The sequence below is a fragment of the Enterococcus sp. DIV1304_2 genome (genome assembly GCF_050555445.1).
Lineage (GTDB): Bacteria > Bacillota > Bacilli > Lactobacillales > Enterococcaceae > Enterococcus_B > Enterococcus_B pernyi.
Map to the genome: position 1 here is coordinate 1,666,633 of NZ_CP187851.1, position 25,316 is coordinate 1,691,948.

At 39.8% G+C, this 25,316-nt stretch carries 19 protein-coding genes; 1 reads left to right on the forward strand and 18 read right to left on the reverse strand.

Going from position 1 to position 25,316, the window contains the following annotated elements; genetic code table 11:
• Positions 1-109: 109 nt before the first annotated feature.
• The 17 genes from IGJ14_RS07705 to IGJ14_RS07785 form a co-directional block, all read right to left on the reverse strand.
• Positions 110-1,156 (reverse strand): diacylglycerol kinase, encoded by a 1,047-nt coding sequence (locus tag IGJ14_RS07705; protein WP_019722710.1) that lies wholly within the window; start codon positions 1,154-1,156, stop codon positions 110-112.
• Positions 1,157-1,165: 9 nt separating this feature from the next.
• Entirely contained in the window at positions 1,166-2,596 is a 1,431-nt protein-coding gene (gatB, locus tag IGJ14_RS07710) for an Asp-tRNA(Asn)/Glu-tRNA(Gln) amidotransferase subunit GatB (RefSeq protein ID WP_010735264.1), read from the reverse strand.
• Complete coding sequence (gatA, locus tag IGJ14_RS07715; RefSeq protein ID WP_010735263.1) at positions 2,593-4,065, reverse strand: Asp-tRNA(Asn)/Glu-tRNA(Gln) amidotransferase subunit GatA; 1,473 nt, start codon at positions 4,063-4,065, stop codon at positions 2,593-2,595. Before gatA ends, gatB begins: the two co-directional genes overlap by 4 nt.
• Complete coding sequence (gene gatC, locus IGJ14_RS07720; RefSeq protein WP_010735262.1) at positions 4,065-4,370, reverse strand: Asp-tRNA(Asn)/Glu-tRNA(Gln) amidotransferase subunit GatC; 306 nt, start codon at positions 4,368-4,370, stop codon at positions 4,065-4,067. The genes gatA and gatC overlap by 1 nt, the downstream gene beginning before the upstream one ends.
• 93 nt (positions 4,371-4,463) lie before the next feature.
• The gene (gene ligA, locus IGJ14_RS07725; RefSeq protein WP_019722711.1) at positions 4,464-6,506 is read right to left on the reverse strand and encodes an NAD-dependent DNA ligase LigA; all 2,043 of its coding nucleotides are present in this window, start codon (positions 6,504-6,506) and stop codon (positions 4,464-4,466) included.
• 20 nt (positions 6,507-6,526) lie between these two features.
• The gene (pcrA, locus tag IGJ14_RS07730) at positions 6,527-8,770 is read right to left on the reverse strand and encodes a DNA helicase PcrA (RefSeq protein ID WP_019722712.1); all 2,244 of its coding nucleotides are present in this window, start codon (positions 8,768-8,770) and stop codon (positions 6,527-6,529) included.
• A 270-nt stretch (positions 8,771-9,040) separates the two neighbouring features.
• Positions 9,041-9,412, reverse strand: a complete 372-nt coding sequence (locus tag IGJ14_RS07735; protein ID WP_019722713.1) for a hypothetical protein — start codon at positions 9,410-9,412, stop codon at positions 9,041-9,043.
• A 42-nt stretch (positions 9,413-9,454) separates the two neighbouring features.
• The gene (locus tag IGJ14_RS07740) at positions 9,455-11,674 is read right to left on the reverse strand and encodes a hypothetical protein (RefSeq protein WP_430607391.1); all 2,220 of its coding nucleotides are present in this window, start codon (positions 11,672-11,674) and stop codon (positions 9,455-9,457) included.
• A gap of 666 nt (positions 11,675-12,340) precedes the next feature.
• A complete protein-coding gene (locus tag IGJ14_RS07745; RefSeq protein ID WP_195339202.1) occupies positions 12,341-14,533 on the reverse strand; it encodes a hypothetical protein in 2,193 nt (730 codons plus the stop codon).
• 223 nt (positions 14,534-14,756) lie between these two features.
• Positions 14,757-15,008 carry an LPXTG cell wall anchor domain-containing protein gene (locus tag IGJ14_RS07750; protein WP_195339201.1) on the reverse strand — a complete coding sequence of 84 codons (252 nt, stop codon included), beginning with the start codon at positions 15,006-15,008 and terminating at the stop codon, positions 14,757-14,759.
• An 18-nt stretch (positions 15,009-15,026) separates the two neighbouring features.
• Positions 15,027-15,638 (reverse strand): hypothetical protein, encoded by a 612-nt coding sequence (locus tag IGJ14_RS07755; protein WP_195339200.1) that lies wholly within the window; start codon positions 15,636-15,638, stop codon positions 15,027-15,029.
• Between the two features lie 28 nt (positions 15,639-15,666).
• On the reverse strand, positions 15,667-16,131 hold the full coding sequence (locus IGJ14_RS07760; RefSeq protein ID WP_430608475.1) for a hypothetical protein: 465 nt from the start codon (positions 16,129-16,131) through the stop codon (positions 15,667-15,669).
• 65 nt (positions 16,132-16,196) lie between these two features.
• Entirely contained in the window at positions 16,197-18,374 is a 2,178-nt protein-coding gene (locus IGJ14_RS07765) for a hypothetical protein (protein ID WP_430607394.1), read from the reverse strand.
• A gap of 710 nt (positions 18,375-19,084) precedes the next feature.
• The gene (locus IGJ14_RS07770; protein WP_019723909.1) at positions 19,085-21,016 is read right to left on the reverse strand and encodes a PTS fructose transporter subunit IIABC; all 1,932 of its coding nucleotides are present in this window, start codon (positions 21,014-21,016) and stop codon (positions 19,085-19,087) included.
• 18 nt (positions 21,017-21,034) lie between these two features.
• A complete protein-coding gene (pfkB, locus tag IGJ14_RS07775; protein WP_019723908.1) occupies positions 21,035-21,949 on the reverse strand; it encodes a 1-phosphofructokinase in 915 nt (304 codons plus the stop codon).
• Positions 21,946-22,698 (reverse strand): DeoR/GlpR family DNA-binding transcription regulator, encoded by a 753-nt coding sequence (locus IGJ14_RS07780; RefSeq protein ID WP_195339197.1) that lies wholly within the window; start codon positions 22,696-22,698, stop codon positions 21,946-21,948. Before IGJ14_RS07780 ends, pfkB begins: the two co-directional genes overlap by 4 nt.
• 254 nt (positions 22,699-22,952) lie before the next feature.
• A complete protein-coding gene (locus tag IGJ14_RS07785) occupies positions 22,953-24,278 on the reverse strand; it encodes a hypothetical protein (protein WP_430607399.1) in 1,326 nt (441 codons plus the stop codon).
• A gap of 125 nt (positions 24,279-24,403) precedes the next feature.
• Here IGJ14_RS07785 and IGJ14_RS07790 point away from each other — a divergent pair, with 125 nt between their 5' ends.
• Positions 24,404-24,553, forward strand: a complete 150-nt coding sequence (locus tag IGJ14_RS07790) for an SPJ_0845 family protein (RefSeq protein ID WP_019724257.1) — start codon at positions 24,404-24,406, stop codon at positions 24,551-24,553.
• A gap of 68 nt (positions 24,554-24,621) precedes the next feature.
• Here the strand turns inward: IGJ14_RS07790 and yihA are convergent, their stop codons facing one another.
• A complete protein-coding gene (gene yihA, locus IGJ14_RS07795; protein ID WP_029594239.1) occupies positions 24,622-25,209 on the reverse strand; it encodes a ribosome biogenesis GTP-binding protein YihA/YsxC in 588 nt (195 codons plus the stop codon).
• Between the last annotated feature and the right edge of the window lie 107 nt (positions 25,210-25,316).

Sequence of the window (25,316 nt, forward strand, 5' to 3'; positions counted from 1 at the left end):
AAGAGCTGGGAGATCCATTCATTCCCAGCCCTTTTTTCTTCAGTCTATTGGAAAAAACAAGTAATCCTATGATCTTTGCTTTTTCCTTCTAATAGTCGTCCAATCCTGCTCAGTTCTGATCCTTGTCAGCAATTTTGCCATCGCCATCGATATCTTCATCCGTCAAACGTTCTACTTCTTTGACGAATTCTTTGCTAACTTCTTCTAGCTCTTCTTCCTCAAAACCAGTGATTGCCTCATCTGGAATTTGATCTGTGTTTGCATAAAACTCGATATGCTGATGAAGATTTTGAAAATGCATCGGCGCATTTCCACCGTATTCGCCATCTAAATTGATCATGACAGGGCGATTCGCATTATCTTCGGTTTCAACATAAAGAGAACTTGTTTTCGTATAGATGACTCTTGGATCATCGACATGCTTCCCTCCATTGAGCATTAAGGCAGCAATGTGGAGGATCTCAAAAATATTCGCCGTTTTGACGATGATCAAAGAGAATTTTCCATCATCTAGCTTTGCATCAGGCGCAATTTGTTCAAAGCCACCAACGGAATTCGTCAACCCTAAAAAGAACATCGAAGCATTGCCATTATATTCGCCTTCGTCATACTTCAAGTGCATCTTGATCGGTTTGACACGTGGTAACATTTCTGCTCCTTTTGCCAAATATGCAAGATAGCCAAAAATACTTTTCAATTCGGAAGGAACTTCGTAGGTCAATTCTGTCAAGTAGCCACCAGCTGCAATATTGATGAAATAGCTATTATCGGATTGACCGATATCCATTTTGACTGTTTGATTCTTTTTGATGACTTCTGCTGCTGCCTTGATATTATCTCTAGGAATCTTCAAGGCGCGAGCATAGTCATTGGTCGTTCCCGCTGGAATGATCGCCATTTTAGGTCTAACTTTCAATGAGGCGATACCATTAACGACTTCATTGATCGTCCCATCGCCACCAGCAGCAACGACAAGATCAAAACCTAACTCAGCGACTCGTCGTGCTTCATTTTTTGCCGAGTCCTCTTCCGGAGTCGTTGCATAAGCACTTGCTTCATAGCCCGACTCCTCCAAAGCTTGGAGGATGTCGGCAAGATTACGTTTTAACAATTCTTTACCAGAGACCGGATTATAGATCACACGCGCTTTTTTCATAGCATCCCTCTATCGTTTCGCTAATTCTTCATTTAGCAATTTGTTGACCACACCTGGGTTTGCTTGTCCTTTAGTAGCTTTCATGATTTGTCCAACTAAGAAACCGACTGCACGGTCTTTTCCGTTTTTGAAATCATCAACAGATTGTTGATTGTTATCTAAGATTTCATTGATGATCGGTAATAACTTCGCTGGGTCAGATAATTGGACCCAACCGTTTGCTTCAACAACACTTTGTGCATCTCCGCCATTCATGATCAACTCACGAAAGACTTTTTTCGCAATTTTAGAGCTAATCGTGCCATCTGCGATCAAAAGAATCATACCCGCTAAGTTTTCAGGTGTTAGTTTCGTTTCAGCTAATTCCAATTTCTCACTGTTTAAGTATGCTGATACTTCACCCATCAACCAGTTGGAAGCTTGTTTGGCATCTGCTCCGTTTTCCAATGTTGCTTCAAAGAAATCAGACATTTCTTTTGATAGCGTCAATACTTTCGCATCATACTCTGGTAAGCCTAATTCGCTGATGTAGCGTACACGACGAGAAGCTGGCATTTCTGGTAAGCTTGCTTTCACTCGTTGGATCCATTCGTCATCGATCACGAATCTTGGAATATCAGGTTCTGGGAAGTAGCGATAGTCACTTGACCCTTCTTTGACACGCATCAAGATCGTCTTATTCGTTGTTTCATCAAAGCGACGAGTTTCTTGTTGGATCTCTCCACCAGATAATAATACTTTTGCTTGGCGTTTTTCTTCAAATGCTAAACCTTTTTTGACAAAAGAAAGGGAGTTCAAGTTTTTCAATTCTGCTTTTGTCCCAAATTCTTCTTGTCCATAGGGGCGTAAAGAAATGTTCGCGTCACAACGCATTGAACCTTCTTCTAATTTCACGTCACTGACTTCAGTAAATTGGATCACAGAACGTAAAGCTTCTAAATAAGCATAGGCTTCTTCTGGTGAACGCATGTCTGCTTCTGAAACGATCTCGATCAATGGTGTTCCTTGTCTGTTTAGATCGACATAAGAGTATCCACCGATGCCGTGCATATTTTTCCCTGCATCTTCTTCTAAATGCACACGTTCAATGCGGATTTTTTTCTTTTTACCTTCTACTTCGATCTCGATCCAGCCATCATGACCGATTGGTTGATCGAATTGTGAGATTTGGTAAGCTTTGGGATTGTCTGGATAGAAATAGTTTTTGCGGTCAAAATGAGTATCTTTCGAAATTTCGCAATTCAATGCTAACGCTGCACGCATCCCAAATTCCAGCGCTGCTTTATTCATTACTGGTAAAACTCCAGGGTATCCCCAGTCGATCACATTGGTGTTGCTGTTTGGTTCAGCACCAAAATGCGCAGGAGCTGGAGAGAAAATTTTTGAGTTGGTTTTTAATTCCACATGGACTTCAAGTCCAATGACTGTTTCAAAATTCATTCGGCTTTCCCTCCTAAAATAGCTGGTTGTTGACGATGGAACTCTGTCGCTTGCTCAAACGCATAAGCTGCTTGATACATGGTTTTCTCTTCGAAATAATTACCGATGATCTGTAAGCCAACTGGTAACCCTTCCGATAAGCCTGCAGGTACTGACATACCTGGTAGTCCTGCCAAGTTCACTGGGATCGTCAAGATATCACTCATATACATCGTGATTGGGTCGTTGATATTTTCACCAAGACCGAACGCAACTGTTGGTGAAGAAGGGCCGATGATCAAATCATAATCCGCGAAAACTTTTTCAAAGTCACGCTTGATCAAGGTACGGACTTGTCCTGCTTTTTTGAAATGCGCGTCATAGTAACCTGCACTCAATGAGAACGTTCCTAACATGATCCGGCGTTTTACTTCTTCTCCGAAACCTTCAGAACGTGAATTGACATAAACGTCATCCAAGTTCTTGACATCTTCTGAACGATATCCATAACGAATACCGTCAAAACGTTGCAAGTTCGAACTAGCTTCAGATGAAGCAATGATATAGTAGACAGCCACGCCATATTTTGAATGAGGTAAGCTAACTTCTTCTACTGTTGCACCTAATGAACGGAATGTTTCAGCTGCTTTAAGAATTGCTTCTTTCACGCCTTCATCGACACCTTCACCTAAGTATTCTTTAGGTAAAGCAATCTTCATTCCTTTAATATCACCAGACAAACCTTCTGCAAAGTTAGGGACAGATACACCAGATGAAGTACCATCTTTTTCGTCGTAGCCACTGATTGCGGTCAATGCTAATGCGTTATCTTTGACTGTCCGGGTCATTGGACCGATTTGGTCTAAAGATGAAGCAAATGCAATCAAACCGAAACGGGAAACACGACCATAAGTTGGTTTCATTCCTACGATTCCATTGAAAGCGGCTGGTTGGCGGATACTTCCACCAGTGTCACTACCTAGAGAAACTGGCACTTGTCCTGCGGCAACTGCAGCTGCTGAACCACCAGATGATCCGCCAGGAACTTTTGTTTGATCCCAAGCGTTCTTTGTTTTTTTGAAGTAAGAAGTTTCGGTACTTCCGCCCATTGCAAATTCATCCATGTTCAATTTACCAACAGGGATCATGTCTGCTTCGTATACTTTTTCCATGACTGTCGCATCGTAGATCGGTTCAAAATTATAAAGGATCTTTGAAGCTGCTGTCGTTAAAAGATCTTTCGTCACGATATTGTCTTTGATACCGATCGGGATACCTGAAAGAACATTGTTTTCGTCGATACCTTTTTCGTCCAAAGCTTTGGCTTGGGCTAAAGCTTTCTCTTCATTCAATGTGATGAATGCATCGATCGCGGGTTCTGTTTCCTTGATGCGATCAAATGTAGCTCTCACTAAGTCTTGTGCAGTGATTTCTTTTGACACTAATAAGTCGTGTAGTTCTTCTAATGAACGATTGTATAATTCTGTCATTATGCGCCAGCCTCCCCATTATCGATGATTGCTGGTACTTTGATGAAACCATCTTCTTTTTCTGGTACATTTTTTAATAATTCATCTCTGCTCCAACCTAGTTGTGCACGGTCTTGTCGCATGACGTTGACAGTCTCAACGACGTTTGATGTAAATGGTACGCCTTCTGTGTCTACTTCTTCCAGCATTTCTACCATGTCAATGATTTTTCCTAATTGGTCAGTAAAACCTGCGCGTTCTTCGTCGGCAAATTTCAATTTGGCTAACTTCGCTACATGTTTTACTTGTTCTTCACTAATCGCCATAGTACCCCTTCTTTCCTAAATGAAAACTTTGCTTCTTATTTTAACATAAGAAATTCGCATTCTGAAATTCTTTCTTGAAATTTATCTGAAAAATTATTCTGCTCCTTCGGCAGGATGACTCTCTGCTAACGCTTCAGCCATCTGATCTTCCGTCCAAACCTCGACCCCTAACTCTTGGGCTTTCGTTAATTTACTACCTGCATCTTCGCCAGCGACAACGATATCCGTTTTTTTAGAGACGCTGCCAGTGACTTTTCCACCAAGGTTTTCAATCGTTTCTTTGGCTTCTTCTCTTGTGAATCGAGTTAATTTGCCTGTCAACACGATCGTCTTGTTTTTGAACGGCGATTCTACTTCTTTCAGCTGTGTCGAACGAATGCCTTTGTATTCAAGGTTGACACCTGCTTGTTTAAGTTCTTCCATCAACTCGTGGACTTCTTCGTTGTCAAAATAAGTCACTACACTATCTGCAATGATATCCCCGATCGTATCTAATTGGATGATCGATTCAAAATCGCTGCGACTCAACGTTTCTAAATCGCCAAAATGCTCCGCTAAGATTTTCGCTGCTTTTGCGCCAACATGACGGATACCTAAACCAAAGATCAAACGTTCTACCGAGTTCTCTTTGCTATTGTCGATCGCTGTTAAAATATTATTCGCTGATTTTTCTTTGATTTTATCTAACGTCAATAATTCTTCTTCTGTTAGTTTATAGAGATCAGCAACATCAGCGACTAACTTCTTGTCATACATCTGTTCCAAGACTCTTGGCCCTAAGCCATCGATGTTCATCGCATTTCGGGAAACGAAATGGTTCAGTCCTTCTTTCATTTGTGCGGGACACTTTGGATTGATGCAACGCAAGGCAACTTCTTCATCTAAATGAACCAACTCACTGTGACAGACAGGGCAATGTTCGGGCATTTTATAAGGCTCGCTGTCTTTTGGACGTTGATCTAAAATGACTTGTGCGACTTCAGGGATGATATCCCCTGCCTTGTAGATTTGGACAGTGTCATTCAAGCGGATATCTTTCATTTGGATATAATCACCATTATGCAGACTAGCACGGCTGACTGTCGTACCAGCCACACGAACCGGTGTCATGATCGCTGTCGGTGTCACTACCCCCGTTCTGCCGACCGTCCATTCGATTTCTTCGATGACCGTCTCTACTTCTTCAGGCGGAAACTTATAGGCAGTCGCCCAACGTGGGGCTTTGACTGTAAAACCTAATTGGTCTTGCAATGAAAAATCATTGACTTTAATCACGATCCCGTCAATCTCGTAAGGGAGATCTTTACGTTTCTCATGGTATTCTTCAATGAACGCCCAAACTTCGTCGATTGAATGACAAAGACGTTTTTCATGGTTCGTATGGAAACCGATCTTGTCTAATTCTTCTAACGCTTCGTATTGCGTCGTCGCTTGCATCGGTCCAAAATCTGCTACGGTATATAAGAACGTATCAAGATTTCTTTTCGCTGTGATCTTGGAATCTAACTGGCGCAATGAACCTGCTGCTGCATTACGGGGATTGGCAAAGACTGGTTTGCCTTCTTCTTCATTTTTTTGGTTCAATTTAACGAATGAACGTTTTGGCATAAAACATTCACCACGTACTTCGATACTCATCGGTTCTTTTAATTTGATTGGAACAGAACGCACCGTTTTTAAGTTTTCTGTGATATTTTCGCCGACCGAACCATCTCCCCGAGTCGCTCCACGTACAAACTCACCATTCTCATACCGTAAAGATACCGATAGTCCATCGATTTTCAGTTCACAACAATAATCGACTGGACGGCCGATTGCTTTTTGGACACGTTGATCAAATGCTAAGAGTTCTTCTTTATTGAAGACATCGTTCAAACTATATAATGGAATGTCATGTGTGACTTTTTCAAATGAGGAAAGAATCTTTCCACCTACTCGTTGGGTCGGTGAATCTGCGTTGATCAGATCTGGATATTGTTCTTCGATTGCCACTAATTCGGCATAGGTTTTGTCGTAGATATAATCTTCTACCGTTGGTTGGTCCAACACATAATACTCACGAGACCAACGATCTAACTGCACTCTGAGTTCTTCTGCTTTTTTTGTCGCTTCATCGATCGTCATTTCGTGTTCCATCTTTTTCTCCCCCTATTGAACTAAACTTTTTCGATTGGTGCAAAAGCGGCTAATACACGTTTGACTCCTTGACTTGGAAATGCAATATCAAGCTCAAGGTCTTTTGCATCACCACTAACTCTAACCACTGTACCAGGTCCCCATTTTTTATGTTTGACCTTATCTCCTGGCTTCCAACCACCTGTTTCGCCACCTGTAGCGACTTTTGCTGATACACCTGTTTTTGTCGGCTGTTGGTACTTAGGTGTCGCGTTATTCGCACGAAAAGGCGACGGTTGAGAGGCATTGGATGTTGGTCGCATCCCGTGGATATCTAATAATTCTTGATCGATTTCTTCTAAAAATCGTGAAGGTCGATTGTATTGCGTACGACCATATAAAGTCCGTGAAAACGCATTGGTCATAAATAATGCTTCTTCTGCCCTGGTGATCCCTACATAGGCCAAACGGCGTTCCTCTTCCAGTTCACTTTCCTCCATCAAGGCACGAGAAAGTGGAAAGACACCTTCTTCTAGACCGATCAAAAAGACGACTGGAAACTCTAGACCCTTCGCAGCATGTAAGGTCATCAATGTCACTTGCTTCGTTTCTTCTTCTAAGCTATCGATATCTGATACAAGTGCAAGGTCATTTAAAAAGACGACCAGCTTGTCCTCTGGCGAATCAGCATTCTCTAGCCCTTCTTTTTCAAATTGTTTATCAAATTCTTGAGTCACCGTCAAAAACTCTTCTAAGTTTTCGATACGTGCTTGGGATTCTAACGTATTTTGGATTTTTAGATCATCCAAATAGCCACTACGGTCTAAGACTTCTTTGGTTAACTCTGTAACGGTCAAATAAGGGATCATTTCAGTCAATTGATGCATCATCTCGCCAAAAGAGCCTAACTGTGTTCCTGCTTTTCCACCGATGTTCGCTAACTCAACATTTCTTGCAGCCTCTAGCAACGGCCATTCGTGCATCGTGGCAAAGCTACGAAGTTTTTCCACCGATCCTGGTCCAATCCCACGTTTTGGTGAGTTGACGATCCGCTCGAAACTCAATGAATCTTGAGGATTTGCCATCACATTAAGATACGCCAAAACATCTTTGATTTCTTTTCGATCATAGAATTTGTGACCTCCAACCATTTTGTACGGAATATTGGCTTTCAGTAAGGTTTCTTCCATGACACGCGATTGGGCATTTGTTCGGTAAAGAATAGCAAAGTCTCCATAATTGCGATGATTCGTCTGGATCTCTTCTTGCATTCTTTCTACAATAAAACGTGTTTCGTCACGCTCATTGTCTGCTCGATAGTACGTGATTTTGTTACCGTCTTGGTTTTCTGTCCAAAGATTTTTGGGTTTACGATTGCGGTTGTTTTCGATGACTTGATTCGCTGCATTCAAGATCGTTTTCGTTGAACGATAATTTTGTTCTAACAAGATCACCGCAGCATCTGGATAATCTTTTTCAAAATCCAAGATGTTTTGCATATCTGCTCCGCGCCAGCCGTAAATACTTTGATCTGCATCCCCAACTACACAAAGATTTCTGAACCGTCCAGCTAATAGATTGACTAGCGTATATTGTGCGTGGTTCGTATCTTGATATTCATCTACATGGATGTAATGGAATTTATTTTGATAATACGTCAATGAATCTGGATGCTCGTCAAATAAACGGATCGTATTCATGATCAGATCATCAAAATCCATACATTGGTTGTATAGGAGTTCCTTCTGGTATGCTGCATAACATTTTGCGGCAATTTCTTCATAATAACTGCCTTGCATTTTGGCAAAAGCCTCTGGTGACAACAAACTATTTTTTGCTTGCGAGATCGATCCTAACAAGCTTCTTGGATCGTATTTTTTAGGATCAATATTCAACTCTTTCAAAATTCGTTTCATCAATGATAATTGTTCCGAAGAATCAATGATCGTAAAGTTTCGATTATAGCCGATATAATCCACATCTCGTCTTAAAATACGGACACACATCGAGTGAAAGGTAGAGACCCAGACATCTTCACCACCTGTTTCTAAAATGGCATTGACCCGTTCTTTCATTTCTTTCGCCGCTTTATTGGTAAAGGTGATTGCCAAAATATTCCATGGATTCACTTCTTTTTCTTCAATCAAATAAGCGATTCGATGAGTCAAAACACGTGTTTTTCCACTACCGGCACCAGCCATTAATAAAAGCGGGCCATCTGTATGTAGAACCGCTTCTTTTTGACGAGGGTTCATTCCCTTTAATAAGTTTTCTTTGGATGACATTCACAACATCCTTTCTATTATCAATCCTTCTAATTATAGCATTATCACGATAGGCAATAAAGTGAAGTTTCTTGATCTTGAAGGAAAATATCTGTGAACGGGTAAATACTTCCGAAAGTACACTTGCTGGTCCGATGATCCGCGATTTTTGATCGCGAAAGTATCAAACTAACATGACGGACTTATCATCAATCAGCTAACCTTCGAAATCCATAAAAAAACTGAGACATTGAAACACGTCTCAGCTTTCACTTTATTCAGTCCACTCGTTCATTTATTCATCTTACGATCAATGATATGGTAGCTAATGACTGCAATCACTAGGAAAATACCTACCCATGTAACAAATAAAGGCTCGGTTTGCTCATTCGTTTTTGGAAAATAATCGATTGTTTGTGTTTCTACCTTGATGGGGACTTGGTTATTACTTCGATTATCAATTCGAACGACCGCGCTGGTGTCTTTTGTTTGTTCACGTTGTTCAGAGGAAGACGTTTGATCTGTCGTTGATGTGGTCTCATCCGAAGAACTACTTTCTTCAGTCGGTGGTTTGCTCTCATCAGGAGGAGGTTTGCTTTCTTCAGTCGGCGGTCGACTTTCTAAAACGCCTAGCTCCCCTTTCAGTTCTATATTCGTATCCATATTATCCCTTACCTTTCTATAGTCACGAGCGTTCTGGTCGAATTAACGTGGCGTCAATTGATACGTGAATTTGTAGGTCACGTCATGGCGTCCGTCAATTGGTCCTGAATAATGTCCTTTCAAATAGAGTTTTAATGGATCATCTAAAAATGGTAGTACTTGAATCGCATTTCCTTGGTTGCTTCCCACCGTTAACGGTCCTGTATGTTGTCCATTGGTCGCGGCCAAGCGAAGTTGTAAATGTTTGAATGCGTCTGTCATCGTACTATTGACCAAGGTAACTGCGGAATCGGTGCTTTGTTCCACGACATCTGTGACCTTAAAATCGATTGGGAAATTACTATGGCTTATAATTGGTAAGGCATTGGCAGTTTCATCAAATTCGCCAATCTCGCGAACTCTGAAAAATTTCTCTAGTGGCACTTCAACAGACATTGGACTTTTTGGTACTTCAATCACGATTTCGTGCCAAAGGCTTTCACTTAAATATTTTTGTAGCTCTGGATCGTCCTGCATCACACCAGTCACTCGAACATAGGCATAGTAGGTTCCAGCAGTCAGTTTTTCTTTTTGCCATGAAGATTCAGTCTCAGAAGATTCAATTGCTAAGACTCCATTTGTGGCTAGAGTAGCATTGCTTATCACTCGCTGAGTATTTAGAGAATTTATTGTTGGGAATAGAGTGGAAGGTGTCCATAGCCTAGTCCTACTCAGTTTCAATTGATACCTAGTGAGCGGGCGACCTACCGGTTCCACGGCATTGATCGAAGTCGTTAGACGACTGATGCCTACGTCGACTTCGGGTACAGCCTCTAATTCATCAATCGCAAATTTCCGCTGATAAAGAAATCCTTTTCTATTCGTTCCATAAAGCATTGTACCTCCACCGAATGATCCTCCTCCTGAAACTTCACTAATAAATATTTGACCAGAAACATCTATACTAGTTACCTGATATCCACCAGTTTCTCCACTGACTCCATCTAAACGCTTCATGGTTGCATTATTAACCGATGTAGTAGGAGTATTATCCAAAGCTTCCATTCTAAAATATTTGGGTTGGTCGACGTTTATAGTTAAATTATTTAGCCTGAAATTTGATTGATTTACAATATCTACTACTGCATTTTGATTTACATTTAAAATCGCTGTTCCCTCAGCCGAAACACTCTGGCGTATTATACTCATGTTACTCGTACTACTACCTCTTACAGATAACTCTGCTTCTTCTCCAATCGTCATTGTTGCACTATCAATAGCATAAGCAAGGACTTCTTTACCCGTTATAATCTCTACTTTTGCATTATTTTTTTGCTGAATATTTAAATTCCCGGTACCAAGTTCCGGAAAGAGAGGATTTCCTGATACATAAAAAATGTATAATCCAGGACCACACTCGATATAAGTAGATGAATCCTCTTCAAAAATTATATTAGGACTAGAGATTATGGATGATCTACTATTGATGAAGTCAAAGATAATCTGATTATCTCCTCTGAAATGAAAGTACGATTCGTCATTATAACCCTTCCATACCGCTTCCGCTAAGCCATAGTTCGTGTAAAAATTAATATTTTCCATTGTCATATTAAAGTTTAGTGAATAGTCATTTATAGAACTTATTATCCCGTACATCCCCTGTCTACCATATATGATCCCATTTTGATCTACTAACTGATTACTCCCAAAATTAATGTTTTGAAACGTTAGATGTATTCCATTATTTCGCGTTTCGAAGAAACTATAATAACTTCGTGAATCATTTTGAATCAATAGATGATAGCCTTGACCATCAATCACCGTATCTTTATAGAGATTAAATCGATCTACTCTGGTACCAACAGATAGCATGGGTACATTATTACGTAAAACAATATCAGCTGTTAAATGTATATGAAATGGTCCTGCACCTGGTATCGTCTTGATCATCTCCGTTACCGTCTCCAACTCCGCAGCTGTCCCCGCCGTAAAAGGATCTTGTTCCGTACCTGTACCAGAAAATGCAGCAATCCCTTGGGTTTCATCGTCCAGTTTTATAGAAGGGGATCGTAATTCTTCTGAGGAAACTTCCCGTGGTGAGGCTTCTGTTGGTTCGTCATTGTTGATCAACTGATCCAATTTACCTACGCCTAACGTTGAACTTTCGGTAGTCATCTGAATTTCTTCAGCGACAGGTAGGGACGTTGCGATTATTACTTGCTCTGCCAATGCACTAAATATCAATAAAAATAAAACGATAGATATGTTTACCTGCTTTTTCATATTCAGCCTCCTTATGTTTTTAGATGTACGTGCCCGTTCACCAATCGTCTATATCAGACATTCTTCTTTATCACATGAATGAATGTATCCTCACTATTGCGTGTCATCAACTATGCTTCGTTACTTATCCCATTGAAAAATTCGTTTCATCGATTGGCTACTCTCCTTCACAAAAAATTAAATTAAGATTAGTTTAAGGTTACAAAAAAATGATAATATATATTTTTGTTTTTAGTCAAAATATACTATAAGCCACTCCTTGAATAACGCTTTTTATATAAAATCGCCTTTTAGATCAATATTTAACATGTATGATAAAGGTAGCTCCGCCACTCTATAAAACGTTTACAACACTTGGCAAATCAAATGTCTACTGTTTTTAGATTGTTTATTCTCAATCAAAAAAAAACGGATAATTATTTAGTATCATCTATGATACTCCCTTTTAAAAGTACAAAATAAGCGTTCATAGAGGCGTGTGATGTTGATTAACCTATGAAGATCATTACAGCAAATAAAGATACTCTATGTTGGACTTTCCACAAAAAAATACACAAAAAAAGCAACCACCAAACAAGTTGGTTGTGGTTGCTTATCGATTACAAACGATTTGCTTGTAGGAAGTGAAATTGAAGTTCACTTAGATTTTACTAGTTCAAACTTTTTCTACTGTACTGTCAGTAGATACGTGAACAGGTAGCTCGGTTGATGCCTGATAACAATCGGTCCTGAAAATTGTCCACTGATATAAAGATCATGACTCGTTTCCCAGAATGGAAGAAGTTCCATTGCATCCGTATCATTTACACCAACGAGCATAGGGCCTATGGATTGTCCATCGGTTTTTGATAGGTTTAGTAACAACTCGTTTTCGCCATTCACAGATAGCTGATCGACTAAAGAAATCGTTGCTTCTTCTGATTGATCCGTTACTTCTGCAATCGTGAAATCAATGGCGAAATTGCTTTGGTTAACGATTGGTTGTGCATGTTCAGTTGCACTGAATGCACCTGTTTCTTTCGTCCCAAAGACTAATTCCAAAGGCACTTCTACACTGAGGGTGCTTTTTGGTATCACGATCTCTGCTTCGGCCCACCTGCTCTTTGTCGTGTACGCTTGTACATCTGGATCATCACTGATGATACCAGTAAGTTTCACGTACACGTAATACGTCCCTGCCATTAGATCTTCATTTACCCATACTTGTTCTTCAGACGTCTCGACTGCTAGGACTCCACTTGTCGCCAGTGTTGCGTTTTCGATCTGTGATTGCGCTTGTGCATCATTGATGTCAGATCCGGTCCATAAACTTTTGTCACTTAACTTGTACTCTACCGCAGTCACTTGTCGTGCAGGCGGATCATAACGATCGATCGTCGTCGTCAACTCGCTTTTGTTCACTGCTACATCCGGTTCATTGCTCCAATCCATCACTTCGATTCTTTTTTGGTAGATCGCTTGCTTTAGTGAAGGATTGCTGAAATAATTGTTGTTCAATGTGTTGGAGGATACCCCAGCTATTTCTTTTTCTTGCAATTGACTACTTGCATTTAAATAGCTAAAGCGATAATCACCAGTCACGCCAGCGGTGCCATCTTCGCGAACGAAGGCTATATTTCTTGTAAATAGACCTGTTCCTGTTGTACTGGTATTTTTGAAACGAATGTAATCAGGTGAGTCAACGTAGAAGGTGAGCGAACTACTGAGCAAATTTGCTGGCGCTGAATTGAATGGTCCCGTGTTGACAAAGGAAACTTGAGCATCGTTGCCAACAGTGATGTTCATCTCCACCATATTCGAAAAGTACATCGCATCCGTTCCTACGTGGGTGTAATAAAGTCTTGCACCTTCCCCAATGGTAAAATCGACCCCAGAAGAAATAGCATTATACGTAAAAGAGGGTTTAGTCGAAATAATATCCACTTCCGCATTTTCCTCAATTGTGATTCGCAAACGACCATCTGTTGAACTACCCGTTCCAAAAGCATAAAATAATCCTGTATTACTAGTTGTCTGATGGTCGATCGTTGTTTTCGATCCTTCTGCAAAAATGACATTATAGCCTTCTAAAAATTCCTCGCTAGCTACTCCAGCTCTTGCAACAAATGCATTCTCCCCTTGGAATGTAAACGTTGACTGTTGATTCCATGAAATGAAAGGCTGTGCGCCAGTTTGGGCATAGTAATTGACATTGTCCATGATCGCATGAAAGGTGGTTGAATCAGCGATAGCCCCAATGATGCCATAATAGGTGCTGTTATCATAAACCTGGTTACTGCTATCCATCAATGTATCACTACCGAAGTTGATATTTCTTAACGTTACCGTCACGCCAGACGTTTTAACCCGAAAGCCAGTATCCAACGCAACGGGACTCGAACTGTTGGAATACAGCATATAAAATCCTTGACCATCAATAACCACATCTTTATTGATACTGAATGAATGAGAGTCTTGGTAGACGATATTCGCTGTCAATTCGATATAATAGGGCCCTGGAGTTGTTGCACTTGTGATGGTTTGTAAGACGGTGATCAGTTCTGCTACTGAACCCGCGGTAAAGGGATCGGCAGATGTTCCCGTACCACTATAAGCAGAAATCATCTCTTCATTTGTTGGTTCTTCTTCTGGTAGGACGACTGAATCAGCGTATTCCTCTAATCTGTTGACTTCTTGTACCTCTTCCTCTGCACTCTGCTCGTCCTCGTTAACATCATCATCAGTCGAACTGTCTTCTGCCATTACTTCTAACTCAGAGGCCTCGATCTGACTTTCGACATCTGCATAGACTAGAGGATATGGAAACAAACTACTCCATATAAAAATGGAAAGCAACAGGATGTTTACTATTTTTTTCATGATACCCTCCTTTTTGAGGTTAGGTAATAAGCTTGTCACGATTTTTACAGTATTGTAAAAATATAGTTGGAAACATTTGATAAAAAATCAGGATGGAAGATCAATGAAACTATGAGATAATCATTTTAGAAAAAAGAATCAACCTAAGCCTAGGCTTAAATTGATTCTTTCTTTTCTCTCTACCACAAAACGAGCGGAATGGCTCAGTTGGATTCTTTCTACTTCAACTGTTGATATGATGGGCTTTCAGGTTGCGTCTGATCGACCATGTGTAACATACAAGTAGAATGAGTATCAATCCTAATAGCGAGAGATACAATCCAGTTTGATCATTTGTTTTTGGTAAAGGATTGATCACCTTCACTTCGGAACGAATCGTTGAATTTGTTTCAGGGGAAGGTGTTTCTTCTTTTGGTGTTGGCGCTTGCTCTGTGACTCCTAACATCCCGTTCAATTCAATCGTTGTCGTACTCATAGTGTATCCCTTCTATACTTAGTTGGTTGTAAATTCAACTGCGTCTAATTGAAGTGTCAGTGTGAATGTTGGATTTATTGGAGTAATATTATCTGCTGTTACAGAACCTTCATACTTGAATGTCGTAGCATTGCTACCAGTCGAAGTACCATCTGCTGTCAGGTTCCCAGCACTATTTGACAAAGTAAAGAGTTCAGCTGGTGTAGTGAAAGTTTCAAGCACGCCACTAGTGATCAGCGGCTGATTTACATTGGTTCCATCTAAACTTGAAATAAAATTCAAGCCACTAATGACAGCAAGGTCAGAACCGTCCGTTTGAGCAAAGTTCTGAACGGATACCTTTACCGGACGACCTGAGTTATTTGCGATGTTGTAAGTCGGTGAATTAATATTCGTTGTACCAGAAACGTTATAGAAAATAGTTGCCGTATCTAGTGTTACGTTGATCCAATCCGTTTGTCCTTCATCGATTTCTTCGTTTGGATCGGTATTATCGACCCCTAGAGATCCATTAATCGTAATGTCTGCCGTTGGTTCTCCAATAACATCCGTTGCTAAAATCGTCGTTGGCGAGAACGCTCCCGCAGTTGTTCCTAAAACGAATAAACTTGCTAATAATTTCTTTTTCATCCTAATATTCCCCTGTCTATTGTATTTTTTATTCGATGATTAGTGTTACTCCAGCTGCTACTTGTCCTTTTTTCTGATTCGTATCTGGATCGTACAAGCTAAACATTGCTACAGATGGATGTTCTCCTTTCTCCAGTGACTGTTCAAGTGTCACCGCTTTTATTTCATACCCTGGCTGGATTGCGCCAGATGTATAAACAAGTTCATCGTTACTCTGTTTTCGTATTTCCACATTGATGGGATGGCCATTTTCAAGTGGGTTCTTGATCATCAATTCACCTTGCAGCGTTCGGTGATTAAACGTCGCCTCTGGTGAAATCATTAGATTGAATTTACTTCTATCAACTGCTGTCTGCGATAATTCTAACAACTCTTCTTCTGAGATTCGTTGCGCATCTTTTCCATCTGGAAGGAATTCCCCACTAACAAGTGTCACTGGTTCAGGCGTTTCTTGTGAAAAATGGCGGTAAAGCAGCCAACCGGCAATTACCATTAAGAAAAGTATAAATATGATGATGATGATTTGTTTTTTACGTTTTTGATCCATTTCTTCTTCCATTAATCCTCATCTCCTTTTGCTGATAGCGTATAAGTTAGTCGAAAATCTACTTCATGCTTTTTAAATATAGACCCAGAAAATTCACCCTTTAAAAAAAGTTCCAGTGGATCAGTCAAAAAGGGCTCTAGGACCATCGCATCAAGTTTGTTTTCACCTATCATCAATGGTCCTAATTTCTGTCCATCAGTTGCTCCGATATTAAGTAATAAGTGATCCTCCTCATTCGCTTCAGTAATATGATCCACTAAAGCAATTGTCGGGTTGGCTGAATAGTTTGCGACATAAGTGACAGAAAAATCGATAGGAAAGTTACTATGACTAATGATCGGTTGACTATGCTCAATCTTATAAAAAGTCCCTGATTCACGAATATCAAACAGCTTCTGCAAGGGAACTTCCACATGGATCGGACTTCGGTCAATCGTAATTTGCTTTTCTTCCCATAGACTCTCACTTGCAAAAAGTTGCATTTGCGGATCGTCATTGACCGCTGCAGCGACCTGAACATAGACATAGTATGTTCCAGCCCGTAACTGACCATTGTGCCATGACAAGTTCGTAGATTTTTCAGCGGCGACAACACCTGATGTATCAAGTGTTGTCTGGTCGATGGCTGCTTGTGCGCTATCCGATGTAATTGAATCACCGCTCCACAGACGCTCTGTACTCAACTTATAATTCACTTTTGTCAAGATACGTCTAGCCGGTTCATAGGAATCGATCTTAGTGAGTAATTCGCTTTTACCAATACTAACATCCACCACATTGTCCCAAGTCACTTGGATACCTTTTTGATAGACCGCTTGTCGCAAGGCAGTATGGCTAAACTGGTTGTCCGCTAATGTTTGAGAAACTCTTCCAGGAACTTCTCTTCTTTGTAAGTTTTGTGCTTGATTTAAATAATAAAACTGATAGTCACCAACCTCACCCAAAATTCCATCTAATCGATTGAATGCCATATTTCTTGCAAATAACCCATTAGTATTTCCAGTATTTTGGAAACGAATAAAGTCCGGTTCGTTAACATTAAAAGTAACATTCCCTCCTGAATTGATTCGACCATGACTTAAAAATGTAGCTTGTGCATTTTTTTCGATATTGATCGTGGTAGATCGCGCATTGGAGAAAATCAAAGGACGGTTAGCTGCTTGTTGATAAAAGAACTTCGCACTGTCTGCTATCGTAAAAATGACATCTGCCCCAAAAGTAAAGTTTTGCTTGGAAGAGATAATATGGACTTCTGCATTTTCTTCTACTGTAATGCGTAAACGACCATCGCTACCAGCCGATCCCCCAGTTCCAAAGGCAAAAAAGAATCCGGTATGTAGTTCTGTTTGATGGTCGATTGTCGTTTTTGAGCCTTCGGCAAAAATGACATTATAGCCTTCCATAAATTCCTGACTACTCGTACCAGCTCGACTTGTAAATGTATTTTCTCCTTTGAATATAAACCTCGATTGCTGATTCCATGTTAAAAATGGTTGAGCGCCCGTACGTGCGTGATAATTTACGTTTTCTAAAATTGCGGTAAAGATGATTCCTGTCGTTCCTGCTGAACCAATGATGCCATAATACGTGTTGTTGTCATACACTCGTCCCGACGCATCTGTCAAGGTATCACTACCAAAATTCATATTTCGTAATGTCGCTTCTATCCCTGAAGCCCTGATGCGAAACCCTGTATTACTTGCAATCGTACTTGCATTATTGGCATATAACATATGAAACCCTTGTCCGTCGATCACTACATTCTTATGGATGTCGAATACATCAGAGGCATTATAAAAAATATTGTTTGTTAACACTACGTGATAAGTCCCTGTTCCTGGATCAGTTCGAATCGTATTCAGGACGCTTTTTAATTCAGTTGCTGTTCCAGCGAGAAATGGATTTTCTTCTGTTCCCTGTTGATCAGATCTTAAATGATATTCTTCTATTTCTAGGATGTCCTTCCTTTCAATACTTTCTTCGTTCTCTCTTTCATACACATCCTCTTTCTCATCCTCGTAGTGTTGTATTATATCTTCATCATTTTCTAATTTTAGTTCATCTTGATATACATTTTCAATAAAACTATCGCTTTCAATAACTTCGAAATAACTATCATCCGCATAATTATTTGTTAATGGAACAAGAGAAAAGCTTAAAAAACCCATAAAAAAAAGGGATTTTATCAAAAAAAATTACCTCCCTAAATTAATATATTGAAATAAAATAATGCGTAAAAGATTAAAATAATATGATAAAACGATAATACTATACACTTGTTAAAAGTGTCAATAAATAACTTTCGTGTTTTTTTATAAGAATTACAGTAGATTTTTTAACGATGGCATGTTCAAATTTTCACATATATGCTTATGTCCTCTGAATTGACTACTTACAGGCTATCTCCTGGTTTCACCAATTCAGAACGTCTTGGCGACACTATTCTTCTGTCACTAGAAATGATTGTTCAACCTATTGAGAATCTCAGACCAATTATATCTTAGCGAATCAGATTTGATCATCTACTAACAAAAGTTGAAAAAAAGGAGTGGAACATTCGTTCTACCTACACCTATAACCGAATAAACGGTGGCAACAGAAGTAACCTCTTCGAAAAAATAAGGCGCCATCCACAAAAATTTGAAGAACAATTTTCGTGGATGACGCTTTATTTCTCGAGGCTGAACAATTCTGTCCCGACATCTTTTATTATTTGATTGAAAGACCTTCACTGATTCATTCCGATTTGACTTCCCTTTACACGGACTCGAAGTCCATGAGATCATGTTCGAGCTTCCTTTCACTCTCACTATACTTGATTACAAGAAAATAGTGAGTAAGATATTCCGTCGAATACCTTACCCACTATTCTTAGTCTGTTTTATATTTTTAATAAAGATTAGGCTACTTTAACTGCATCTGGTGATTTTCTTAAAGCACCATAAATTACTCCAGAAACAATTGCACCAATTGCAATGAATACAAGATACATAATCGGATGACTTAGTAAGAAGACAACGAAGATCCCGCCATGTGGTGCTAACAATTTGATACCAAACGCTCCCACTAAACCACCTGTCAATGCAGAACCAATAATGAAACTTGGAATGGCTCTGATTGGATCAGCTGCGGCGAATGGAATCGATCCTTCGGTTACGAAGGAGAGCCCCATAACAATGTTTGTCAAGCCAGCATCTTGGTCTGTTTTACTGAATTTATTTTTAAACAAACGTGTTGCAACGAAGATAGCTAATGGTGGAACCATTCCTCCTGCCATAACGGAAGCCATCACAACACTACCACCGGTTGCGACAGTGGTTGCTAATGTTGCTGTACCGAACACATATGCTGCTTTATTGATTGGTCCACCTAGATCGGCAGCCATCATCCCAGCAAGTAACGCACCTAATAATGCAGCATTTGAACCGCTAAGTCCAGATAAGAAACTATTCAAACCATCATTCAGTGCTTTCATCGGTACATTGACCATCAACATCAAGAAACCGGTAATCAATAATCCAAAAACAGGATAGAATAGAATCGTTTTGATTCCTTCCAGTGACTTAGGCAAGTTTTTAAACAATTTACGTAAGAAGACGATCACATAACCTGCTAAGAAACCACCGATCAAGGCACCTAAGAACCCAGCACCGCCAGTATTTGCTAATGCTCCCGCTGCAAAACCAACGATCAATCCAGGACGGTCACCAATACTTGAAGCAATGAATCCTGCTAAAACTGGTAACATAAAGCCAAATGCAGCTTGTCCAATTTGATTGAACCAGCTTGCTGCTTGGTTGTAATTCCCAAGGTTTGCTAATTGATCTTGTGGTACACCCATGAATTGATCGACCATGAATGATAATGCAATAGCAATCCCACCACCGATAACGAATGGTAACATGTGAGAAACACCGTTCATCAAATCTTTATAGATTCGTTGGCCGATCGTTCCATCTGCACTTCCTTCGTCAGAAGAATTTTCTTTTCCATCACCATGGAAAACTGGTGCTGAGCCACTGACAGCTAAGTTAATCAATTCTTCAGTTTTTCGAATACCGTCACTTACTGGACGATTGACTAATTCTTTTCCGTCAAAACGATTCATTTCGACTTTTTTATCAGCCGCAATGATGACGCCATCTGCACGAGCAATATCTTCAGCAGTCAAACGATTTTTGATTCCTTCTGAACCGTTTGTTTCAACTTTGATCTCAACACCCATCTCTTTGGCTTTTTTCTTCAGCGCATCTTCAGCCATGTAAGTATGGGCGATCCCTGTCGGACATGCAGTAACTGCAACAACAAATTTTTTATTAGATGAAGCCGCTGTTTGTGCTGCTTCTTCTTGTTCTGCTAACGCTTCTGCTTCTTTTTGTTGTTCAGCTGTTTGGAACAATTCTTGGACTTCTTCCGGTGTTCCTGCTTCTTTTAATTTTCCAACAAAATCTGGATCGATCAATAAACGTGATAAGGCAGCTAATGCTTGCAAATGTGTGTCGTTTGCTCCTTCTGGTGCGGCGATCATAAAGAATAAGAAAGTTGGTTGACCATCTAGTGCTTCATAATCTACGCCTTTCTTGCTTTTCGCAAACAAAACTGTTGCTTCTTTGACAGCAGCATTCTTCGCGTGTGGCATCGCAATGCCATCGCCTAGCCCAGTGGATGTTTGAGCTTCACGAGCTAAGATCCCTTGTTTATAAGTTTCGATATCTGAGATACGACCTGCATCATACATTTTTTGGACCATTTCATCGATGGCGCCTTTTTTATCAGTTGCCTGTAGATCCATGATCATCGCATCTTTGATCATTAAGTCTTTGATTTCCATGATTTATCCCCCACGATATTAATCAATTTTTGTTATTTCTACTTCTGGTAACAATTCATCAATGAATGGGCGAACCGCTAAATCATCCGAAAAAGCAGTTGCACTTCCACATGCCACACCCCACTTGAACGCTTCTACCGCATCTCTATGTTTGCTATATGAACCGATAAAACCAGCAATCATCGAGTCTCCGGCACCCACTGAATTTTTCAATGGTCGAACTAATACATTGGAACGGTAGGTTCCTTCTTTTGTGAACAATAAAGCACCATCCCCAGCCATTGAAATCAACACATTTTTTACTCCTTCTGCCAATAATTTCTTGCCGTAAGGAATGATATCTTCAACGGAATGGAATGTCACATCATACAATTCAGCTAATTCGTGATTGTTTGGTTTGATCAACAACGGTTCCTTTTTTAATGCTTCTTTCAAATCATCGCCGGTAGTATCGATCACAAACTCAGCACCTTTTTCACGGATGATCTCAATCAATTCTTGATAGAATCCAGCACGTAAACTCGCAGGTGCGCTTCCTGATAATACCACGATATCGTCTGCTCCAACAGTTGCTAATTCTGCTTTCAAACGTTCAATGGCTTGATCCGAGATTGTTGGTCCTTGTCCATTGATCTCTGTTTCAGAATCAGACTTTAATTTGATGTTGATCCGAGTATCTTCTTCCACTTGTGTAAAAGCTGTTGCGATTTGTTCTTCTTTCAACCAGTCAGAAATAAAATTCCCAGTGAAACCACCAAGAAATCCTAAAGCGGTCGAATCAGAATCGATGCGCTTCAAAATACGGGAAACATTGATCCCTTTTCCTCCAGGGACTTTGAAATCTTCGGTCATTCGATTTAAATCACCGAGTTTTAATCCATCTACTCGTACGATAAAATCGATGGATGGATTAAGCGTTACTGTATAAATCATTGATTTGCCTCCTTAATTGTCGTCCGTTCACTGTAGTCGTCAAGAAATTCTAGTGGACAACGCTCGGTTATGATCGTGGCATCTTGCAGTGGTGCAACAGAAACAAAGGTTTGCTTATTGAACTTCGTATGGTCAAGTAAAACATAACTATCTTGGGCATTTGTAATGGCTAAGCGTTTGACCGCTGCTTCTTCTGGATCTGGGGTAGTGAATCCACGTTCAAGATGAACGCCATTCATTCCCATAAATGCTTTATTAAAATGGTAAGCCTGTAATTGGCTAAGTGTATTAGCTCCTAAAACTGCATTCGTTGAGAGTTTCACTTGGCCCCCTAGGACGATCGTTGAGATTTGTAGATCAACTAGCGCGGCAGCATGTTTCACTGAATTGGTCACAACAGTGATCTGTTTATCTTTTAAAAAAGGAATCATCTCTAACGTGGTTGATCCTGCATCAAGATAAATGACTTCTTCATCGTTCACTAGTTCCGCTGCTAATCGTGCAATCATTTGCTTTTCACGAACGTTTTTGAGCGTTTTTTCACTCATGTTTTGTTCAAAACCTAAAAGATCCTCTTTTTTTGCTCCTCCATGGATACGTTGCAATAAACCTTCATCTTCTAACTCTTGGAGATCCCGTCTAATCGTTGATTCAGAAGCATCTAACAAGACTACTAACTCTTGGGATTTGACAATTTTATGTTGTTCCAATAGTTGTAGGATTTTCTGTTTACGTTCTTCTGTAAGCATTTCCACGATCACCTCACGATAGATTCTAGCATATTTTTATTCAACATTCAACAAGATTCATTCAAAAACATTCAAAAACGATAAAAATCTTGAATACACACGTAACTTTAACTACAAGTAAGAAAGCATCCACAAAATCATACTTCAATTTTTGTGGATGCCTTTTGATATTTTAGATTTTAAACTACTTTACCATTTCACTTTTCCGATCATCTAAGTATGATCCAGCTTTTCTTGCAAATGATTGAAATCAGCTAATTTTTCTGCATCAATAGATTCCCAGACAATTCCGCTTGATCTAACAAGACGACCCGAAGACGTTTTTTTCCTTGAACTGCATCAAAGCTTAAACGTCCTCTTCTCTTGCGTATTCGTTTGAATTGGATCTCTGATAATCGATTGCGGATCTCCTCAATGGGAAAATCAGCTAAAAACTTAGTCGGCAAGTAAATACGCAATGAGGTCAAATAGTCTTGGTACATTTCATCGGGGGCTTCGACATTCAAGTATTCATTAATATAATAACTATAAGCATCGATTCCCTTGTCTAACATGAATGTTGGATCGATCACTTTATAGCAGATCAACTGGCTATGGCTTTCATCGACCCAAGGAAAAAATGCTTGACGATTCAGGACACCTCTCGCTCTTTTTTCTTTGTAATCATAAGTAGCAAAATCATAGCTTCTTGTTACGAAAAATGTTGCTTTCTTCTTTTCTGTTGGTTGCATCAAATGATTTTGATACTGGACCGCTTGCAAGGAGTCCTGAGTATAGGCATACTCGACAAATGGCTCTTTCAGTAAACCAACACCGTTGTCCCACGACAAATGATCAAAGCCTAATTGATCTCGATAGTATTGTTGAAATTTTAAATTCGCTTCACTTTGCCAACGAAATGGCTCGCGATACAACTGGATACCAATGACTTGATTCTCGTATTGGGTGATTTCCTCCACCTGTTGCATTTCCAAAAAAATCTCTTTAGGGATCAGTCGATAATAATATTGACTATAATACATTTCCCAACAAGAAGTAAAACAACGCCCTTCTACGATTAGATCATAACCGGGAAACTGGTTACAATCTACCTCAATCTGCCCATTTCGACCTTTGATTTTAGGCAACTTCTCGATGTTCTCGGCAGATTCAAAGGATAAACGATTTTCGATTTCTTTCGTATTATGATATAAATATTCTTCGACACTTCTCATATAAGCAAAAATACCATTTTTTTGCATTTTTGTTTGAAGATAGTTTCGAATCACCGATTCATTTTTTTGAAATACCTGCCACAAAAACTGATAATCAATTTGGAGATGATGATAGCCAAATTCGAAACGGCAAGTGAGATCATTCTGATAAATTTCAAACCAACCGATCTCTTCATCAGAGATTTCTTCTAAGGCTTTTTTTAGTCCAATTAAGGTATATGGTTCTTTCGTATGACGAGAGGATTGGAAAAAGTCAGGGGTAAGCAAGATACGAGTCAGCATGGACCAATCATAGGCTTCTTCTTTTTCGTTCGTACGATCTCTGGTCAAGACGAGACGGAACATCATTTTTTCTTTCAACACCATATTTCTCACCTCTCTCAAATCTATTTATAATCAAATTATAACGAATAATAAAAAAAACTAAAACTTTTCGTCTTATGCCACCGATTGTGGGGTAGCATGTTAAAATAAAGAAAGAGGTGATAAACATGGGATTGAAATTTGAGCGTACAGATAATTTCGACAAACTATTTGAATCTTTTGGTGTTGATCCGGAAAAGACCGTTGCTCCAAAAGAAGACATTGACCGCTTTTTAAAACCAAAAAGCGAACCAAAAAAAGACAAAAAAAAGAAATAAACAAAAAAGACTTGATGCCTTAGCTTTTGAAAGTTTGCCTTTCAACCTAAGTATCAAGTCTTATTTGTTTACTCGCTGATCGCGTCTTCGATCGCTTTCCATGCTTCTTCTTTTCCTTGTTTAGTTACAGAAGAAAATAAAATGAATGTGTCATTGCGATCGAAATTCAACGCTTTTTTAATTTCGCTTTCGTGTTTGTTCCATTTTCCACGAGGGATCTTATCTGCTTTTGTCGCAACAACGATCACTGGGATATCATAGTATTTTAAGAATTCATACATTTGGATATCTTCTTGCGATGGTTTATGGCGAACATCCACCAGTGACACCACTGCTTTTAATTGTTCTCTCGATGTCAAATAAGTTTCGATCATCTGTCCCCATTTCGCACGCTCAGTTTTAGAAACTTTCGCGTAACCATAACCTGGAACATCGACAAAATGCAACGCATTTTCGATCAGATAAAAATTCAGGGTTTGTGTTTTCCCTGGTTTACCTGATGTACGTGCGAGATTTTTTCGATCGATCAGCGTATTGATAAAGGAAGATTTCCCGACATTTGAGCGACCTGCTAAGGCAATCTCTGGTAGATCTGTTTCTGGATATTGTTTCGGTGCAACCGCACTGATCACAATATCCGCATGATGGACTTTCATATGCTCTCTCTCCTTCAAAGCGGCAAAGCGGCTCAATCCCTCTCCACTTTCTTCGACAGAATGAAAAGGAGTAGTCGAAAAAGCTGCTAAAACTTTCACGACTGCTC

Coding starts and splice junctions, on each gene's coding strand:
- IGJ14_RS07750 (WP_195339201.1), bottom strand. CDS start 15,008: ATGAGTACGACAACGATTGAATTGAACGGGATGTTAGGAGTCACAGAG.
- IGJ14_RS07735 (WP_019722713.1), bottom strand. CDS start 9,412: ATGGATACGAATATAGAACTGAAAGGGGAGCTAGGCGTTTTAGAAAGT.
- IGJ14_RS07755 (WP_195339200.1), bottom strand. CDS start 15,638: ATGAAAAAGAAATTATTAGCAAGTTTATTCGTTTTAGGAACAACTGCG.
- ligA (WP_019722711.1), bottom strand. CDS start 6,506: ATGGAACACGAAATGACGATCGATGAAGCGACAAAAAAAGCAGAAGAA.
- gatC (WP_010735262.1), bottom strand. CDS start 4,370: ATGGCGATTAGTGAAGAACAAGTAAAACATGTAGCGAAGTTAGCCAAA.
- IGJ14_RS07785 (WP_430607399.1), bottom strand. CDS start 24,278: ATGGTGTTGAAAGAAAAAATGATGTTCCGTCTCGTCTTGACCAGAGAT.
- pcrA (WP_019722712.1), bottom strand. CDS start 8,770: ATGTCATCCAAAGAAAACTTATTAAAGGGAATGAACCCTCGTCAAAAA.
- gatB (WP_010735264.1), bottom strand. CDS start 2,596: ATGAATTTTGAAACAGTCATTGGACTTGAAGTCCATGTGGAATTAAAA.
- IGJ14_RS07740 (WP_430607391.1), bottom strand. CDS start 11,674: ATGAAAAAGCAGGTAAACATATCTATCGTTTTATTTTTATTGATATTT.
- IGJ14_RS07770 (WP_019723909.1), bottom strand. CDS start 21,016: ATGGAAATCAAAGACTTAATGATCAAAGATGCGATGATCATGGATCTA.
- gatA (WP_010735263.1), bottom strand. CDS start 4,065: ATGACAGAATTATACAATCGTTCATTAGAAGAACTACACGACTTATTA.
- IGJ14_RS07745 (WP_195339202.1), bottom strand. CDS start 14,533: ATGAAAAAAATAGTAAACATCCTGTTGCTTTCCATTTTTATATGGAGT.
- IGJ14_RS07780 (WP_195339197.1), bottom strand. CDS start 22,698: ATGCTTACAGAAGAACGTAAACAGAAAATCCTACAACTATTGGAACAA.
- IGJ14_RS07760 (WP_430608475.1), bottom strand. CDS start 16,131: ATGGTAATTGCCGGTTGGCTGCTTTACCGCCATTTTTCACAAGAAACG.
- IGJ14_RS07705 (WP_019722710.1), bottom strand. CDS start 1,156: ATGAAAAAAGCGCGTGTGATCTATAATCCGGTCTCTGGTAAAGAATTG.
- pfkB (WP_019723908.1), bottom strand. CDS start 21,949: ATGATTTATACAGTAACGCTTAATCCATCCATCGATTTTATCGTACGA.
- IGJ14_RS07790 (WP_019724257.1), top strand. CDS start 24,404: ATGGGATTGAAATTTGAGCGTACAGATAATTTCGACAAACTATTTGAA.
- yihA (WP_029594239.1), bottom strand. CDS start 25,209: ATGAAAGTCCATCATGCGGATATTGTGATCAGTGCGGTTGCACCGAAA.